A 16828-nucleotide genomic window follows, 5' to 3' on the forward strand; every position below is an offset into this window, starting at 1 on the left:
TGTGCAGCCCAATCGCCGGCAAGCCGGCTCCCACCGGGATTGCGCTGGCCATGTGTTAACGCAATTCTTGTGAGAGCCGGCTTGCTTGCATCACTCCACCAGTTCGACCAGCACTGTTCCTTCGCTGACCATATCCCCTTCCTGGCAAAACAACGCCTTCACCGTCCCACCCTGCGGAGCGCGGATGCTGTGTTCCATTTTCATCGCCTCCAGCACCACCAGCGCAGTCCCTGCTTCCACCGCCTGGCCCGGCTCCACCAGTACCCGCACGATGCTGCCATTCATGGGTGCGCCCAGCCCGCCCTGATGGCTGTGGCTGGCTTCGGCCTCGGCGATCGGGTCGAAGGCCTCGATGGCATGCATTTCACCATCCCAGCGCAGGTATAGCGTGCCACCGCGGCGCACTGCCAGGTAACGCCTGCGCACGCCGCCTTGATCATGCCCGAGCTGTTCGCCGTCCAGCTGCCAGGCCAAAGTAGCGCCGTGCTCAAGGGTAACTGCCTGGCTTTCGCCGCCGCTGCGCAAATGCAGGCTGCTGTGCGCTGGCAGGCCCAGGCGCAAACCCGTGCGCTCAGCCCAGGGGGAGCGTTCATCGTCGTCACGCTGATGCGGCGCCTGGCCCTGCAGCCAGGCTTCACCTGCGGCTTGCCAGAAGCCTGCGGGCAATGGCTGCGGCGCCGGCAGAAGTACCTCCTGATGACGTGGGATAAAGCCTGTATCCAGCTCGGCCGCCGCGAATGCGGGATGGGCGAGGATGCGGCGCAGGAAGGCAATGTTGGTCTTCAGCCCGCCGATGGCGAACTCGTCCAGCATCGCCAGCAAGCGCAGGCGTGCCTGTTCACGGTTTTCGCCCCAGGCGATCAGCTTGCCCAGCATGGGGTCATAAAAGGATGAGACCTGGTCTCCCTCGCTTACCCCGCTGTCCACCCGGCGACCTTCGCCAGGTGCCGACTCGCGGTACAGCGTCAGGGTGCCTGTGGCCGGCAGAAACTCATTGGCCGGGTCTTCGGCATACAGGCGCACCTCGATGGCATGGCCGATCAGCGGCACCTGCGCCTGGGTAATCGGCAGCGGCTCGCCGCAGGCGACGCGGATCTGCCAGGCCACCAGGTCCAGGCCGGTGATAGCTTCGGTCACCGGGTGCTCTACCTGCAGGCGGGTATTCATCTCCATGAAGAAGAACTCGCCACGGGCATCGAGCAGAAACTCCACGGTGCCGGCACCGACATAACCGATGGCCTGGGCGGCGCGCACGGCCGCTTCGCCCATGGCCCGCCGCAATTCAGGGGAGAGCCCCGGCGCAGGCGCTTCCTCGACCACTTTCTGATGGCGGCGCTGGATCGAGCAGTCGCGCTCATTAAGGTACAGGCAGTTGCCGTGCTGATCGGCGAACACCTGGATCTCGACGTGGCGGGGCTTGAGCACGTACTTTTCCACCAGCATGCGCGCATCGCCGAACGACGACTGCGCTTCACGCTGGGCCGAGGCGAGGGCATCGGCCAGCTGGCTTTCTTCCTCCACCACTTTCATGCCCTTGCCGCCGCCCCCGGCGCTGGCTTTGAGCAGCACCGGGTAGCCGATGCGCTCGGCGGCGGCGCGGAAGGTTTCCAGGTCCTGGGCGTCGCCGTGGTAACCCGGCACCAGCGGTACGCCGGCCGCTTCCATCAGCGCCTTGGCTGCCGATTTGCTGCCCATTGCATCAATGGCGCTGGCCGGCGGGCCAAGGAAGATCAGCCCGGCGTCTTCGATGGCTCGGGCAAACCCTGCGTTTTCCGAAAGAAAGCCGTAGCCTGGGTGAATGGCCTGGGCGCCGCTGGCTTTGGCCGCAGTGAGCAATTTGTCGATCACCAGGTAACTGTCAGCGGCTTTGCTGCCACCCAGGTCGACACGGATATCCGCTTCGCGGCTGTGGCGGGCATCGCGGTCGGTGGCGCTGTGCACGGCCACGGTGGTCAGGCCCATGGCCTTGGCGGTGCGCATCACCCGGCAGGCGATTTCGCCACGGTTGGCGACCAGCAGCGTGGTCAATGGCGGGCGGCTCATGGGCGCGGCTCCTTGTTGGGCTCGGTTTGCCAGGCGGGGCGACGTTTTTCCAGGAAGGCGCGCAGGCCCTCCTGGCCTTCGGCGCTGACACGGATACGGGCAATGGCGTTTTCGCAGTAGCGGCGCAGGGCAGGGCTGAGCTCACCGTCATCGACTTCGCGCAGCAGGTCCTTGGTGGCGCGCAGTGCCTGCGGGCTGTTTTGCAAGAGGTTGTCCACCCAGGCCTGTACCTGCACTTCCAGCTCACTGGCCGGGTACACCTCTGCCAACAGCCCCAGTTCCCGGGCCCGTACGCCGCTGAAGCGTTCGGCGGTCAGGGCATAACGGCGCGCGGTACGCTCACCGATGGCCTTGACCACGAACGGGCTGATCACCGCCGGGGCCAGGCCAATGCGCACTTCGGACAGGCACAGCTGTGCATCCTCGGCGCCGATGGCCATGTCGCAGCAACTGATCAACCCCAGGGCGCCGCCAAAGGCCGCGCCTTGCACCACGGCCAGGGTGGGTACCTTCAAGCGGTGCAGGGCGTACATCAGTTCGCCCAGTTCACGGGCGTCATCGAGGTTGGTGTTGAAGTCCAGCTGAGCCGATTGCTGCATCCACGCCAGGTCTGCGCCGGCGCTGAAATGCCGGCCACGGCCGCGCAGCAGCATGAAGCGCAGGCTGGCGTCGTCGGCCAGCTGGCCGAGGGCGACGATCAGCTCGCGGATCATCTGTGCATTGAAGGCGTTGTTCTTGTCCTCGCGGCTCAGCCACAGGGTGGCGAAGCCGCGCGGGTCGCGGGTCACTTCGAGGGTGCTGAAATCGCTCATGGGTCACATCCGGAAAATGCCGAAGCGGCTCTGTTCGATTGGTGCGTTCAGCGCGGCGGACAACGCCAGGCCTAGCACGTCGCGGGTCTGCGCCGGGTCGATGACGCCGTCGTCCCATAGCCGGGCGCTGGAATAGTAGGGGTGACCCTGGTGTTCGTACTGGTCGAGAATGGGCTGCTTGAGCCTGGCCTCATCCTCGGCGCTGAAGGCCTGGCCGCTGCGTTCGCTCTGCTCGCGCTTGACCTGGGCCAGCACCCCGGCAGCCTGTTCGGCCCCCATCACGCCAATCCGCGCATTGGGCCACATCCACAGGAAGCGCGGATCATAGGCGCGGCCACACATGCCGTAGTTGCCAGCGCCAAAGCTGCCACCGATGATCACCGTGAACTTCGGCACCTGGGCGCAGGCCACGGCGGTGACCAGCTTGGCGCCGTGCTTGGCGATGCCGCCTTCTTCGTACTTTTTGCCGACCATGAAGCCGGTGATGTTTTGCAGGAACAGCAGCGGGATGCCGCGTTGGCAGGCCAGTTCGATGAAGTGCGCGCCTTTCTGCGCGGCTTCGGCGAACAGGATGCCGTTGTTGGCTAGTATCGCCACCGGGTAGCCGTGCAGGTGGGCAAAGCCGCACACCAGTGTGGTGCCGAACAGTGCCTTGAATTCATCGAACACCGAGCCATCGACCAGCCGCGCAATGACCTCGCGCACATCGAACGGTTGCTTGGCATCCGCCGGTACCACGCCATACAACTCGTCGGCGGCATACAGTGGCGCCACCGGGGCCAGGCACTGCAGCTTGCCCAGCTTGTGCCAGTTGAGGTTGGCCACGCTGCGCCGGGCGATGGCCAGGGCGTGCTCGTCATTGTCGGCATAATGGTCGGCCACGCCGCTGGTGCGGCAGTGCACATCGGCACCGCCGAGGTCTTCGGCGCTCACCACCTCACCCGTCGCGGCTTTCACCAGTGGCGGGCCCGCCAGGAAGACGGTCGCCTGCTGGCGGACCATGATCGCTTCGTCGGCCATGGCCGGCACATAGGCGCCGCCTGCGGTGCACGAGCCCATGACCACGGCGATCTGCGGGATGCCCCGCGCGCTCATGTTGGCCTGGTTGAAGAAGATCCGCCCGAAGTGCTCGCGGTCCGGGAACACTTCATCCTGGCGCGGCAGGTTGGCGCCGCCCGAGTCCACCAGGTAGATGCACGGCAGGCGGTTCTGCTGGGCGATGGTTTGCGCACGCAGGTGCTTTTTGACCGTCAGCGGGTAGTACGAACCGCCTTTTACGGTGGCGTCGTTGGCCACGATCATGCATTCCACGCCTTCGACACGGCCGATGCCCGCGATGACGCCGGCAGCGGGCACGTCTTCGCCGTACACCTCATGGGCGGCCAGCTGGCCGATTTCGAGAAATGGCGAGCCCGGGTCCAGCAGGCGATCGATACGCTCGCGCGGCAGCAGTTTGCCCCTGGAGGTGTGCCGCTCTTGGGCCTTGGGCCCGCCGCCTTGGGCAATGTGGGCAAGCAGGCCGCGCAGGGCCTGGACCTGTTCGAGCATGGCCGCGCTGTTGCCGGCGAATTCCGCCGAACGCGGGTTGATCTGGGTGTGCAAGGTAGCCATGTGCGCCCGTCCCTTGTGCTCAGCGGGTTTCGTTGAACAGTTCGCGGCCGATCAGCATCCGGCGGATTTCGCTGGTGCCGGCGCCGATCTCGTACAGCTTGGCGTCGCGCAGCAAGCGGCCCGCCGGGAATTCATTGATGTAGCCGTTGCCGCCGAGAATCTGGATCGCTTCCAGGGCCATCTGCGTGGCGCGCTCCGCGGTGTACAGGATCACCCCGGCGGCGTCTTTGCGTGTGGTCTCGCCACGGTCGCAGGCCTGGGCCACGGCGTACAGGTAGGCGCGGCTGGCGTTCAGTTGGGTGTACATGTCGGCGATCTTGCCCTGGATCAACTGGAACTCGCCGATGCTCTGGCCGAACTGCTTGCGGTCGTGGATGTACGGGACCACCAGGTCCATGCAGCTTTGCATAATGCCGGTGGGGCCACCGGAGAGCACCACGCGCTCGTAGTCCAGGCCGCTCATCAGTACGCGCACGCCGCCGTTGAGCTGGCCGAGGATGTTTTCTTCCGGCACTTCGACGTCATCGAAAAACAGCTCGCAGGTGTTGGAGCCGCGCATGCCCAGCTTGTCGAACTTGTTGCTGCGGCTGAAGCCTTGCCAGTCGCGCTCGACAATGAACGCTGTGATGCCGTGCGCGCCCTTGTCCAGGTCGGTCTTGGCGTAGATCACGTAGGTGTTGGCATCCGGGCCGTTGGTGATCCAGGTCTTGCTGCCGTTGAGCACGTAGCGGTCGCCGCGCTTTTCGGCGCGCAGTTTCATCGACACCACGTCGGAGCCGGCGTTTGGCTCGCTCATGGCCAGCGCGCCGATGTGTTCACCGCTGATCAGCTTGGGCAGGTACTTGAGCTTCTGCTCATGGGTGCCGTTGCGGTTGATCTGGTTGACGCACAGGTTGGAGTGGGCGCCGTAGGACAGCGCCACAGAAGCCGAGCCACGGCTGATTTCTTCCATCGACACCACGTGGGCCAGGTAGCCCAGGCCGGCGCCGCCGTATTCTTCCGGTACCGTGATGCCCAGCAGGCCCATGTCGCCAAACTTGCGCCACATGTCGGCAGGGAACAGGTTGTCGTGGTCGATCTGTGCGGCGCGTGGCGCCAGCTCGGCGGCGACGAAGGTGCGCACCTGGTCACGGAGCATGTCGATGGTTTCGCCCAGGGCGAAGTTCAGGGAGGGGTAATGCATGGGGCACCTTCTTGTTCTTGAAATTAGGAAACACCGTAGCTCAGCAAGCGGTAGCCATTGGCTATGAGCGCTATGTCGTTTTCACCTTTACGTTAACGTAAACCTGCGGTCCGCCGGTGTCAATCCGGTCATCACCTTTACGTAAACGTAAATCTGCGCCAGAGTATTTGTCGCTTGCTTGAGCCGTGCCCAGAACAACCACAAGAAGGGACACCCATGAGTCAACCCAGCTATACCCAAGGTCGTCAGGACCAACCCTTGCTGACCCTGACCATTGGCCAGGCCTTCGATGCGACCGTGGCCCGTTACGCCGATGGCGAAGCGTTGGTGGTGCGCCAGCAGGGCCTGCGTTTCACCTGGCAGCAGTTGGCCGAACAGGTCGATGTCCATGCCCGGGCGTTGATGGCCCTGGGTGTCGACAGGGGGGACCGGGTCGGCATCTGGTCACCCAACTGCGCCCAGTGGTGCATCCTGCAGCTGGCCAGCGCCAAGGTCGGTGCGATTCTGGTCAATATCAACCCGGCCTACCGGGTGGGCGAGCTGGAGTACGTGTTGCGCCAGTCCGGCTGCCGCTGGCTGGTGTGCGCCGATGCCTTCAAGACGTCCGATTACCATGCCATGGTCAAGGAGCTGATACCGGGGCTGGCTGCAGTGCTGCCCGGTGACTTGGCCAGCGAGCGCCTGCCCGAGCTGCGCGGGGTGATCAGCCTGGCCGGCAACCCGCCCCCAGGTTTTCTGGCGTGGCATGCGCTTGGCGAGCGGGCAGGGGAGACGGCTGTTGAGGCTTATCAGGCTCGCCAGCGCAGCCTGCAGTTCGATCAGCCGGTGAACATCCAGTACACCTCCGGCACCACTGGCGCGCCCAAGGGGGCGACGCTCAGTCATTACAACATCCTCAACAACGGTTTCATGGTTGGCGAAAGTCTGGGCCTGACCAGCACCGACCGCATGGTGATCCCGGTACCGCTGTACCACTGCTTTGGCATGGTCATGGCCAACCTTGGTTGCATCACCCATGGCAGCACCATGATCTACCCCAGCGACGCCTTCGATGCCGAGCTCACTCTGCGTGCGGTCGCCGAAGAGCGCGCCAGCATCCTCTATGGCGTGCCGACCATGTTCATCGCCATGCTCGACCATCCGTCGCGCCAGCACCTGGACCTTTCGACCCTGCGCAGCGGCATCATGGCCGGTGCCACCTGCCCGATCGAGGTCATGCGCCGGGTCATCGACCAACTGCACATGGCCCAGGTGCAAATTGCCTATGGCATGACCGAAACCAGCCCGGTGTCCCTGCAGACCGGCCCCGACGATGACCTGGAGCTGCGCGTAACCACGGTTGGCCGCACCCAGCCCCAGCTGGAGACCAAACTGGTGGATGCCGACGGCTGCATCGTGCCCAGGGGCGAGATCGGCGAATTGTGCACCCGTGGCTACAGCGTGATGCTCGGTTACTGGGATAACCCGCAGGCCACGGCGGATGCCATCGATCCTGCAGGGTGGATGCACTCGGGCGACCTGGCGGTGATGGATGAAGATGGCCATGTGCGCATCGTCGGGCGCAACAAGGACATGATCATTCGCGGTGGCGAAAACATTTATCCGCGCGAGCTCGAGGAGTTCTTCTATACCCACCCTGCAGTGGCGGACGCCCAGGTGATCGGCATCCCGTGCGATAGGTATGGCGAGGAAGTGGTGGCCTGGATCAAGTTGCATCCCGGCCACAGCGCAACGGCTGAAGAATTGCAGGGCTGGTGCAAGGCGCGCATCGCGCACTACAAGGTGCCACGGCACTTTTGTTTCGTTGACGAGTTTCCCATGACGGTGACCGGCAAGGTGCAGAAGTTCAAGATGCGCGAAATCAGCGCGGCCTCGCTTTCAGCTATATCTGCGGGGTGATTCAGCTACGGTGCTGGCCGCGCCGGGTATTACCCGTGCACGGCCGGCACACCGTTGCAAGTGCATCGCTTTCCCTCGTCTATCCTTAAGCCTTCACCGGTGGCTCCTGGCTCGGCGGGTCGCCGACCGTCGGCGGCTCGGTCGGCTTGATCGGCAGCTCGTCCGGGTCCTCTTCCGGCACGGGCGGCGGCAGGCTCGGGTCGTCGATGTTGGGGTCGGGTGTCTCTGGTGGAATGGGAATGTTCATGGCCTGACCTCGCAGGGTGAATGAGAGGGTGGTGCAGGCTTTGATAAGTGGCTGCGCCGTTTGCTCAATTTTTTTGAACCCCCTGCGTGGACGATGGCTCTGAACCCTTACCGCCAATGCCAACAGGGAGCCAGGACCGATGTCGCGCAACGAGCCCTTCGAAAGCGTACCGATGGCGAACGATCACCCCGACCAGGCCATCAGCCTGTCCCAGGCGCTGCTGGCGCCGCGCATCGTGATCGAGGATACCCAGCCCGCACTTGACGGTGGCGGTTTCGCCGTCAAGGCTATCAGCGGCCTGCCGGTTGCAGTCAGCAGCAAGGTCTACAGCGATGGCCACGATCGCCTGGCTGTGATGCTCAAATGGCGGCAGGCCCATGGCCGGCGCTGGCACTGCGTGCCCATGCATTCGCCGGGCAACGACCTGTGGCTGGCCGAATTCACCCCCACCGAACTCGGCCCGCACCTGTTCAGTATCGAGGCCTGGATCGATCCGTTCGCCACTTATTGCCACGACCTGGAGAAGAAGTTCCACGCCGGCGTCGACGTGAAGCTGGAACTGGAAGAGGGCCGCCAGCTGCTCGGCAAAGGCGCAGAGCGCAGCGAGGGCGAACTGCGCAAGCAGATCGAGGCACTGCAGGCTCAGTTGCCCACGTTGGCCCAGGCTGACCAGGTGGCGCTGCTGCTGGATGCGCAGGCGTCGCGCCTGATGACCGAGGCCGAGCACCGCAGCTACCTCACCTGCAGTCGCGAATTCCCGGTCGATGTCGACCGCCCGGCCGCGCAGTTCGCCAGCTGGTACGAGCTGTTCCCGCGTTCGATCACCGACAGCCCTGAGCGCCACGGTACCTTCAACGACGTGCACGAGCGTTTGCCGATGATTCGTGACATGGGCTTTGACGTGCTGTATTTCCCGCCCATTCATCCGATCGGCAAGCAGCATCGCAAGGGCCGCAACAATGCCTTGCGCGCTGAGCCCAACGACCCGGGCAGCCCCTACGCCATCGGCAGCCCCGAGGGCGGGCACGATGCCATACACCCGCAGCTGGGCACCCGGGAGGACTTCCGCGGCCTGGTGGCCGCCGCCGCCGAGCACGGGCTGGAGATCGCCCTGGACTTCGCCATCCAGTGCTCCCAGGACCACCCGTGGCTCAAGGAACATCCCGGCTGGTTCAGCTGGCGCCCCGACGGCACCATCCGCTATGCCGAAAACCCGCCGAAGAAGTACCAGGACATCGTCAACGTCGATTTCTACGCCGCTGACGCCGTGCCGTCGCTGTGGCTGGCCCTGCGCGATGTGGTGGTGGGCTGGGTCGAGGAGGGGGTAAAGACCTTCCGCGTCGACAACCCGCACACCAAACCGCTGCCATTCTGGCAATGGTTGATCGCCAATGTGCGCAGCCAGTACCCGGACGTGATCTTCCTGGCTGAAGCCTTCACCAAACCGGCGATGATGGCGCGCCTGGGCAAGGTGGGTTACGCCCAGAGCTACACCTATTTCACCTGGCGCAATACCAAACAGGAACTGCGCGAGTATTTCGAGCAGCTCAATCAGCCGCCCTGGAGCCTGTGCTACCGGCCCAACTTCTTCGTCAACACGCCGGACATCAACCCGTTCTTCCTGCACACCAGTGGCCGTGCCGGCTTTCTGATCCGCGCCGCGCTGGCGACCATGGGGTCGGGGCTGTGGGGCATGTACTCGGGCTTCGAGCTGTGCGAAGGCACACCCCTGCCGGGCAAGGAAGAGTACCTGGATTCGGAGAAGTACGAGATCCGCCCGCGCGATTTCACCCAGCCCGGCAACATCATTGCCGAAATCGCCCAACTCAATCGCATCCGCCGGCAGAACCGTGCCCTGCAGACGCACCTGGGCGTGGCGTTCTTCAACTGCTGGAACGACAACATCCTGTATTTCGCCAAGCGCACGCCCGAGCGCGACAACTACATCCTGATAGCGGTCAGCCTCGACCCGCACAACGCCCAGGAGGCCAGCTTCGAACTGCCGCTGTGGGAGCTGGGGCTGGACGATGACGCCGACACCCTGGGCGAAGACCTGATGAACGGCCACCGCTGGACCTGGCATGGCAAGACCCAATGGATGCGTATCGAACCATGGCACCAGCCATTTGGTATCTGGCGCATAGAAAAGGCCCGATAAGCCCCTGGGCGGCGCTGAACCCGCAATTGAAAGGAGTCGCACATGGCCAAGCGTTCCCGCCCGGCAGCCTTCCTCGACGACCCGCTGTGGTACAAGGACGCCGTGATCTACCAGCTGCACATCAAGTCGTTCTTCGATGCCAACAACGACGGCATCGGTGACTTCGCCGGCCTGATCAGCAAGCTCGACTACATCGCCGATCTTGGCGTCAACACCCTCTGGCTGTTGCCGTTCTACCCCTCGCCACGGCGCGACGACGGTTATGACATCGCTGAATACAAAGCCGTACATCCCGACTACGGCAGCATGGCCGATGCCAAGCGTTTCATCGCCGAGGCGCACAAGCGCGGGTTGCGGGTGATTACCGAGCTGGTCATCAACCACACCAGCGACCAGCACCCCTGGTTCCAGCGCGCCCGCCATGCCAAGCGCGGCAGCAAGGCCCGCGACTTCTACGTGTGGTCGGATGACGACCAGCAATACGACGGTACGCGGATCATCTTCCTCGACACCGAGAAGTCCAACTGGACCTGGGACCCGGTGGCCGGCCAGTACTTCTGGCACCGCTTCTACTCGCACCAGCCGGACCTGAATTTCGACAACCCGCAAGTGCTCAAGGCCGTGATCGGGGTGATGCGCTTCTGGCTGGACCTGGGCGTCGACGGCTTGCGCCTGGACGCCATCCCCTACCTCATCGAGCGCGATGGCACCAATAACGAGAACCTCCCCGAGACCCACAAGGTACTCAAGGCGATTCGTGCCGAGATCGATGCCAATTACCCCGACCGCATGCTGCTCGCCGAGGCCAATCAGTGGCCCGAGGACACGCGCCCGTACTTTGGCGAGGGCGATGGCGACGAGTGTCACATGGCCTTTCACTTCCCGTTGATGCCGCGCATGTACATGGCCTTGGCCATGGAAGACCGCTTCCCTATCACCGACATCCTGCGCCAGACCCCGGAAATTCCGGCCAATTGCCAGTGGGCCATCTTCCTGCGCAACCACGATGAGCTGACCCTTGAGATGGTCACCGATCGCGAGCGCGATTACCTGTGGAACTACTACGCCCAAGACCGTCGCGCGCGCATCAACCTGGGTATTCGCCGCCGCCTGGCGCCGTTGCTGCAACGCGACCGCCGGCGCATCGAGCTGCTCACCAGCCTGCTGCTGTCGATGCCCGGCACGCCGACCCTGTACTACGGTGACGAACTGGGCATGGGCGACAACATCTACCTGGGCGACCGTGACGGTGTGCGTACCCCCATGCAGTGGTCGCCGGACCGCAACGGCGGTTTCTCCAAGGCCGACCCGCAGCGCCTGGTACTGCCGCCGATCATGGACCCGTTGTACGGCTACCAGACTGTCAACGTCGAGGCGCAGGCCCACGACCCGCATTCGCTGCTCAACTGGAACCGCCGCCTGCTGGCGGTGCGCAACCAGCAGAAAGCCTTCGGCCGCGGCACCTTGCGTACGCTCACCCCGAGCAATCGCCGCATCCTGGCGTACATCCGCGAGTACACCGATGCCGAGGGCAACAGCGAAGTCATTCTGTGTGTTGCCAATGTGTCGCGTGCGGCGCAGGCCGCAGAACTTGAATTGTCCCAGTACGCCGACAAGGTGCCAGTGGAGATGCTCGGCGGCAGCGCCTTCCCGCCGATCGGCCAGCTGCCGTTCCTGCTGACGTTGCCGCCTTATGCCTTCTACTGGTTCTTGCTGGCAGCGCACGACCGCATGCCCAGCTGGCATGTTCAAGCTACCGAGGGGTTGCCGGAATTGACTACGCTAGTGCTGCGCAAACGCATGGACGAGCTGCTGGAAACGCCTTCGAGCGATACATTGCAAGACGCGATCCTGCCGCAATACCTGCCCAAACGGCGCTGGTTCGCCGGCAAGGAAGGGCCTGTCGACCAGGTGCGCCTGTGTTACGGCGTGCGCTTGGGCACCGCCACGACACCCGTGCTGCTCAGCGAAATCGAAGTGCTGGGCGATGGCGTGGCCAACCGTTACCAGTTGCCGTTCGGGCTGCTGCCTGAAGACCAGATCAGCAGCGCGTTGCCGCAACAACTGGCGCTGTCGCGGGTACGCCGTGGCCGTCAGGTGGGCCTGATCACCGATGCCTTTGTGCTCGAACCCTTCATTCGCGCTGTGCTGCGCGCCTGCCAGGACGGCCTGCGCCTGCCCTGTGGCAATGGCCAGGGCGAGTTGCGCTTCCACTGCACCGAACCGCTGGCCGGCCTGGGCCTCGATGAAGACAGCGCTGTGCGCTACCTGAGCGCCGAGCAGTCCAACAGTTCGGTAGTGGTGGGCGATCGCGTAGTGCTCAAGCTGATCCGCCGGGTCAACCCGGGGGTTCACCCGGAGCTGGAAATGAGCGCCTACCTCACCGCCGCCGGGTTCGCCAATATCTCGCCGCTGCTGGCCTGGGTCAGCCGGGTGGATGAAGCTGACGCACCGCACCTGCTGATGATCGCCCAGGGTTATCTGAGTAACCAGGGCGACGCCTGGGCCTGGACCCAGAACACGCTGGAGCGGGCCATCCGCGACGAGATGGAGCCATCCAGCAACGATGGTGAAGCGCATACCGACGCACTGGCCGAGCTCAACGGTTTTGCTGCCTTGCTTGGCCAGCGTCTGGGCGAGATGCATCTGTTGCTGGCCGCCCCGACCGACGACCCCGCCTTCCGGCCGCGCAGCAGCGATGGCGAAGACAGCGAGCGCTGGGCACAACAGATCAGCAGCGAGCTCTGCCATGCCCTGGACTTGCTGGCGCAGCACCGCGACAACCTGGACAACGACAGCCAGGCGTTGGTCGACGACCTGCAACAGCAACGTGAAGGCCTTGCCCAGCACATCGCAAACCTGGCCTGGCAGGCCCAGGGTGGCCTGCTGATGCGGGTTCACGGCGACCTGCACCTGGGTCAGGTGCTGGTGGTGCAAGGGGATGCCTACCTCATCGATTTCGAAGGCGAGCCTTCGCGTGCGCTGCAAGAGCGGCGGGCCAAGCACAGCCCGTACAAGGATGTCAGCGGCGTGTTGCGATCCTTCGACTATGCTGCTGCGATGATCCTGCGCAGCGCCTCGGCGGTAGACGCTTCCGAGGCGGCACGGCAGGCTCGTCAGCGGGTCGCCCGGCAGTACCTGCACCAGTCGCGCCATGCCTTCGTCGAAGCCTACGGCCTGGCCACCGCCGCCATGCCTCACGCCTGGCAACAGGCCGAGGGCGAACGCGCCGCACTGGAACTGTTCTGCCTGGAAAAGGCCGCCTACGAGATTACTTATGAAGCCGAAAACCGGCCAAGTTGGCTGGCCGTGCCTTTGCATGGCTTGCATGGATTGATCAGTACCTGGGGAGAGTCATAGATGAATGCAACCACGCGTGATAACGGTGGCCTTCGGCAGCGGGAGCTCGATGCCCTTGCCCGCGCCGAGCACGCCGATCCTTTTGCAGTACTTGGCCCCCATGGCGATGGCGCGGGCGGGCTGTGGGTCCGCGCTTTTCTGCCAGCTGCCCTGAGCGCCCGGGTGCTGGCCCGCGATGACGGGCGTGTGCTTGCTGACATGCAGCAGGGCAGCCTGCCCGGGTTGTTTACCGCGCACCTGGATGATGCACAGCCGTACCTGTTGCAGATCGGCTGGGCCGGTGGCGAGCAGGTGACCGAAGACCCGTATAGCTTCGGCCCGCAATTGGGCGACATGGACCTGCACCTGTTTGCCGAGGGCAACCACCGCGACCTGTCCGGGCGCTTCGGCGCCCAGCCCATTGAGGTCGACGGCGTTGATGGCGTGTGCTTTTCGGTATGGGCGCCCAATGCGCGGCGCGTGTCGGTGGTGGGCGACTTCAACAATTGGGACGGCCGTCGTCACCCGATGCGCCTACGGCACAGTGCCGGGGTGTGGGAACTGTTCGTGCCGCGCCTGGGCGTAGGCGAAACCTACAAATTCGAGGTGCTGGGCAAGGAGGGCGTGCTGCCGCTGAAGGCCGACCCGCTTGCCCGCGCCACTGAGCTGCCGCCCAGCACCGCATCGAAGGTGGCCGGCGAACTCAGCCATTCATGGCAAGACCAGGAGTGGATGGAACACCGCGCCCAGCGCCATGCCTACAGTGCGCCGCTGTCGATTTATGAACTGCACCCAGGCTCCTGGCAGTGCGAGCTGGATGACTTGGGTGAAGTGTCGCGCTTCTACAATTGGCGCGAGCTGGCCGAGCGCCTTGTGCCCTACGTGCAGAAGCTCAACTTCACCCACATCGAGTTGCTGCCGATCATGGAGCATCCGTTCGGTGGCTCATGGGGCTACCAGCCCTTGTCGATGTTCGCGCCGACCTCGCGCTACGGCACGCCAGAAGACTTTGCCGCGTTCATCGACGCCTGCCACCAGGGCGGTATCGGTGTAATCCTCGACTGGGTGCCGGCGCATTTCCCTACGGACGAGCATGGCCTGGCGCGCTTCGACGGCACCGCTCTTTACGAGTACGACAACCCCCTGGAGGGCTTCCACCAGGACTGGAACACGTTGATCTACAACCTGGGCCGCAACGAAGTACGCGGTTTCATGCTGGCTTCGGCACTGCACTGGCTCAAGCACTTCCATATCGATGGCCTGCGGGTCGATGCGGTGGCCTCGATGCTGTACCGCGACTATTCGCGCAAGGCTGGCGAATGGGTGCCCAACCGCCATGGTGGGCGCGAGAACCTGGAGGCCATCGATTTCATCCGCCACCTCAACGGTGTGGCCGCCCATGAAGCGCCGGGCGCGCTGATCATCGCCGAAGAATCCACCGCCTGGCCGGGTGTCAGCCAGCCCACCCAGCAAGGTGGCCTGGGCTTCGCCTACAAGTGGAACATGGGCTGGATGCACGACACCCTGCACTACATCCAGAACGACCCGGTGCACCGCAGCTATCACCACAACGAGATGAGCTTCGGCCTGATCTATGCCTATTCCGAACATTTCATCCTGCCCATTTCCCACGATGAAGTGGTGCACGGCAAGCATTCGCTGATCGACAAGATGCCCGGTGATCGTTGGCAGAAGTTCGCCAACCTGCGGGCTTACCTGACCTTCATGTGGACTCACCCGGGCAAGAAGCTGTTGTTCATGGGCTGTGAGTTCGGCCAATGGCGGGAATGGAACCATGACCACCAGTTGGACTGGTACCTGCTGCAGTACCCCGAGCACCAGGGCGTGCAACGCCTGGTGGGTGACCTGAACCGGCTGTACCGTGACCTGCCGGCATTGCATGAGCAAGATTGCCAGCCGCAAGGTTTCCAGTGGCTGATCGGTGATGACGCGCAAAACTGTGTGTATGCCTGGCTGCGCTGGAGCAGTAACGGTGAGCCATTGCTGGTGGTGGCCAACTTCACCCCGGTACCGCGCGAGGGGTACCGGATCGGCGTGCCGTTCGGTGAGCGCTGGCAAGAGCTGCTCAACAGCGACGCCGAGCTGTATGCCGGGTCGAATGTGGGCAACCTGGGCGCGGTGGAGAGTGACGAGGTCGCCAGCCACGGGCAACCGCTGTCGCTGGCCCTGAACCTGCCGCCGCTGGGTGTACTGGTGATGAAACCCACCTGATCCTTGGGTCTGAGTTGGCCTCTTGGCGGGCTTGTCCCGCGAAGAGGCCACACTGATCACCAGCGCATCCTGACCCCCAGGCTGCCGATCAACCCATTCAGGTCGTTGTCATCCACATCACTGCTGTAATCGGCGCTGACAAACAACGCCATGGAAGGTGTCACCCGCGCCACCAGGCCCAACCCCAGTTCCACCGTGGTCGAATAGCGCGAGCCGGATATCTTGTCGACCTGGTCCAGCTTGACCTCGTCGGCATCGCTGAAGTCATACCAGACGTTGGTCCGCACATAGGGTTCGATGGGCATGCCCCGCACTTCGTAGCGCCCGGACAACTTGGCACCGACCCGGCCGCTCCAGGTTGGCTGGCTGTCGAACGCCTGCAGCGTCTCTTCCTGCACCTGGTTGCCAGGGAAGAACTGCTGGTTGATCAACTGTGCCTGGGGTTCGATCACCCAACTGCCACCCAGGCGGATCGGGTAACCACCTTCCACGGAAAAGGTCATCGCATGGCCGCTGTCGTTCACCCGCTGGCCCGTCTCGCCCCGGCCCAGCACATCGATGCGCGTGCCCATGGCTACAGCGTCCACGTGCCAGCCCTGATCATGGGTCATGCTCCAGTACACCCCCAGGCTCTCGCCGCTGAGGTTCACTGCATTGCGCTGCTTGTCGCCGAGCATCACACGGCTGCCCTTCAAGCTGCTTTGCAGATTGTTATGCCCCACGAAAATGCCCGCGCGGTGCACATTGCCGCCGCTGGTTTCACGCACGAACAGGTCCGGGCCAATCGTCAGTTGCTGGCTGGGTGCTTCCAGCTGCTCGGGGGCCTGCGCACCCGGGCGAGGTGTGCCTGGGAAAAACTGCGCCCATTGGCTGGCTATCAGGTCGGGCGCCAGCGGGCCATGGCGTTCGGCCATCTTGTTGCTGAAGGCTGTCAGTGTACCCATGCTCAGGCCGCTGGCGCTGACGGGGTCAAGCGACAGCTGAGCCATTGCCGGCTGCTGCAGGAACAGGGGGGAGCTGGGGTCGTCCAGCAATGGGGAGGCGAAGGTTTCCACCGGGGTTGCCAGAAGCATCGACGTGGAAACCGCGTAGAAAATACGGTCGAAGCGCAACGGGTTCGAGGTGCTTTTCATGGCGGATCTCCTGTGTTTTTGTTGTACAGCCCAAGGACCTGGCCTGTTGTCACGAGCTGTACGGCTAAACACAGGGCGACCCAAACCAGTACGCCAGCTTTCTCAAGCACGCACGAAGGCGCGAGCTAAAGGCCCGGCGCAATTTTTTTACGACTAGATAATCTTTAGCTA

Annotated in this window: 10 protein-coding genes; 4 read left to right on the forward strand and 6 right to left on the reverse strand. The window is 63.9% G+C overall.

The genetic code is table 11. From position 1 onward, the window contains the following. Nucleotides 1-90 precede the first annotated feature (90 nt). From EGJ09_RS03445 to EGJ09_RS03460, 4 genes are read right to left on the reverse strand one after another with little or no spacing between them, the layout of a single operon-like run. Complete coding sequence (locus EGJ09_RS03445) at nt 91-2043, reverse strand: acetyl/propionyl/methylcrotonyl-CoA carboxylase subunit alpha (protein WP_125923227.1); 1953 nt, start codon at nt 2041-2043, stop codon at nt 91-93. Beyond that, the gene (locus EGJ09_RS03450; protein WP_125923228.1) at nt 2040-2855 is read right to left on the reverse strand and encodes a gamma-carboxygeranoyl-CoA hydratase; all 816 of its coding nucleotides are present in this window, start codon (nt 2853-2855) and stop codon (nt 2040-2042) included. The genes EGJ09_RS03445 and EGJ09_RS03450 overlap by 4 nt, the downstream gene beginning before the upstream one ends. 3 nt (nt 2856-2858) lie before the next feature. Beyond that, complete coding sequence (locus EGJ09_RS03455) at nt 2859-4466, reverse strand: carboxyl transferase domain-containing protein (protein WP_125923229.1); 1608 nt, start codon at nt 4464-4466, stop codon at nt 2859-2861. 19 nt (nt 4467-4485) lie between these two features. Further along, entirely contained in the window at nt 4486-5649 is a 1164-nt protein-coding gene (locus EGJ09_RS03460) for an isovaleryl-CoA dehydrogenase (RefSeq protein WP_012313713.1), read from the reverse strand. Nucleotides 5650-5865: 216 nt separating this feature from the next. Between EGJ09_RS03460 and EGJ09_RS03465 the strand changes: the two genes are divergently transcribed. Beyond that, nucleotides 5866-7548 carry an AMP-binding protein gene (locus tag EGJ09_RS03465; RefSeq protein ID WP_125923230.1) on the forward strand — a complete coding sequence of 561 codons (1683 nt, stop codon included), beginning with the start codon at nt 5866-5868 and terminating at the stop codon, nt 7546-7548. 85 nt (nt 7549-7633) lie between these two features. Here the strand turns inward: EGJ09_RS03465 and EGJ09_RS26515 are convergent, their stop codons facing one another. Then, nucleotides 7634-7795 carry a hypothetical protein gene (locus tag EGJ09_RS26515; RefSeq protein ID WP_012313715.1) on the reverse strand — a complete coding sequence of 54 codons (162 nt, stop codon included), beginning with the start codon at nt 7793-7795 and terminating at the stop codon, nt 7634-7636. A gap of 139 nt (nt 7796-7934) precedes the next feature. Here EGJ09_RS26515 and EGJ09_RS03470 point away from each other — a divergent pair, with 139 nt between their 5' ends. Genes EGJ09_RS03470 through glgB form a run of 3 tightly spaced genes read left to right on the forward strand, consistent with a single transcriptional unit; the run spans nt 7935 to nt 15524 of the window. Beyond that, nucleotides 7935-9953, forward strand: a complete 2019-nt coding sequence (locus EGJ09_RS03470) for an alpha-1,4-glucan--maltose-1-phosphate maltosyltransferase (RefSeq protein ID WP_125923231.1) — start codon at nt 7935-7937, stop codon at nt 9951-9953. 42 nt (nt 9954-9995) lie between these two features. Beyond that, nucleotides 9996-13313 carry a maltose alpha-D-glucosyltransferase gene (gene treS / locus EGJ09_RS03475; RefSeq protein ID WP_125923232.1) on the forward strand — a complete coding sequence of 1106 codons (3318 nt, stop codon included), beginning with the start codon at nt 9996-9998 and terminating at the stop codon, nt 13311-13313. Beyond that, nucleotides 13314-15524, forward strand: a complete 2211-nt coding sequence (gene glgB, locus EGJ09_RS03480; RefSeq protein ID WP_125923233.1) for a 1,4-alpha-glucan branching protein GlgB — start codon at nt 13314-13316, stop codon at nt 15522-15524. It begins immediately after the preceding gene. 56 nt (nt 15525-15580) lie between these two features. Here the strand turns inward: glgB and EGJ09_RS03485 are convergent, their stop codons facing one another. Further along, entirely contained in the window at nt 15581-16657 is a 1077-nt protein-coding gene (locus tag EGJ09_RS03485) for an autotransporter outer membrane beta-barrel domain-containing protein (RefSeq protein ID WP_125923234.1), read from the reverse strand. Between the last annotated feature and the right edge of the window lie 171 nt (nt 16658-16828).

Source organism: Pseudomonas sp. p106 (assembly GCF_003936645.1).
Classification (GTDB): domain Bacteria; phylum Pseudomonadota; class Gammaproteobacteria; order Pseudomonadales; family Pseudomonadaceae; genus Aquipseudomonas; species Aquipseudomonas putida_E.

What these genes read in the sequence shown, in the direction of transcription:
- EGJ09_RS03470 (WP_125923231.1), top strand. Translation starts at nt 7,935, where the DNA reads ATGTCGCGCAACGAGCCCTTCGAAAGCGTACCGATGGCGAACGATCAC.
- EGJ09_RS03485 (WP_125923234.1), bottom strand. Translation starts at nt 16,657, where the DNA reads ATGAAAAGCACCTCGAACCCGTTGCGCTTCGACCGTATTTTCTACGCG.
- EGJ09_RS03460 (WP_012313713.1), bottom strand. Translation starts at nt 5,649, where the DNA reads ATGCATTACCCCTCCCTGAACTTCGCCCTGGGCGAAACCATCGACATG.
- EGJ09_RS03450 (WP_125923228.1), bottom strand. Translation starts at nt 2,855, where the DNA reads ATGAGCGATTTCAGCACCCTCGAAGTGACCCGCGACCCGCGCGGCTTC.
- EGJ09_RS03455 (WP_125923229.1), bottom strand. Translation starts at nt 4,466, where the DNA reads ATGGCTACCTTGCACACCCAGATCAACCCGCGTTCGGCGGAATTCGCC.
- EGJ09_RS03465 (WP_125923230.1), top strand. Translation starts at nt 5,866, where the DNA reads ATGAGTCAACCCAGCTATACCCAAGGTCGTCAGGACCAACCCTTGCTG.
- treS (WP_125923232.1), top strand. Translation starts at nt 9,996, where the DNA reads ATGGCCAAGCGTTCCCGCCCGGCAGCCTTCCTCGACGACCCGCTGTGG.
- glgB (WP_125923233.1), top strand. Translation starts at nt 13,314, where the DNA reads ATGAATGCAACCACGCGTGATAACGGTGGCCTTCGGCAGCGGGAGCTC.
- EGJ09_RS03445 (WP_125923227.1), bottom strand. Translation starts at nt 2,043, where the DNA reads ATGAGCCGCCCGCCATTGACCACGCTGCTGGTCGCCAACCGTGGCGAA.
- EGJ09_RS26515 (WP_012313715.1), bottom strand. Translation starts at nt 7,795, where the DNA reads ATGAACATTCCCATTCCACCAGAGACACCCGACCCCAACATCGACGAC.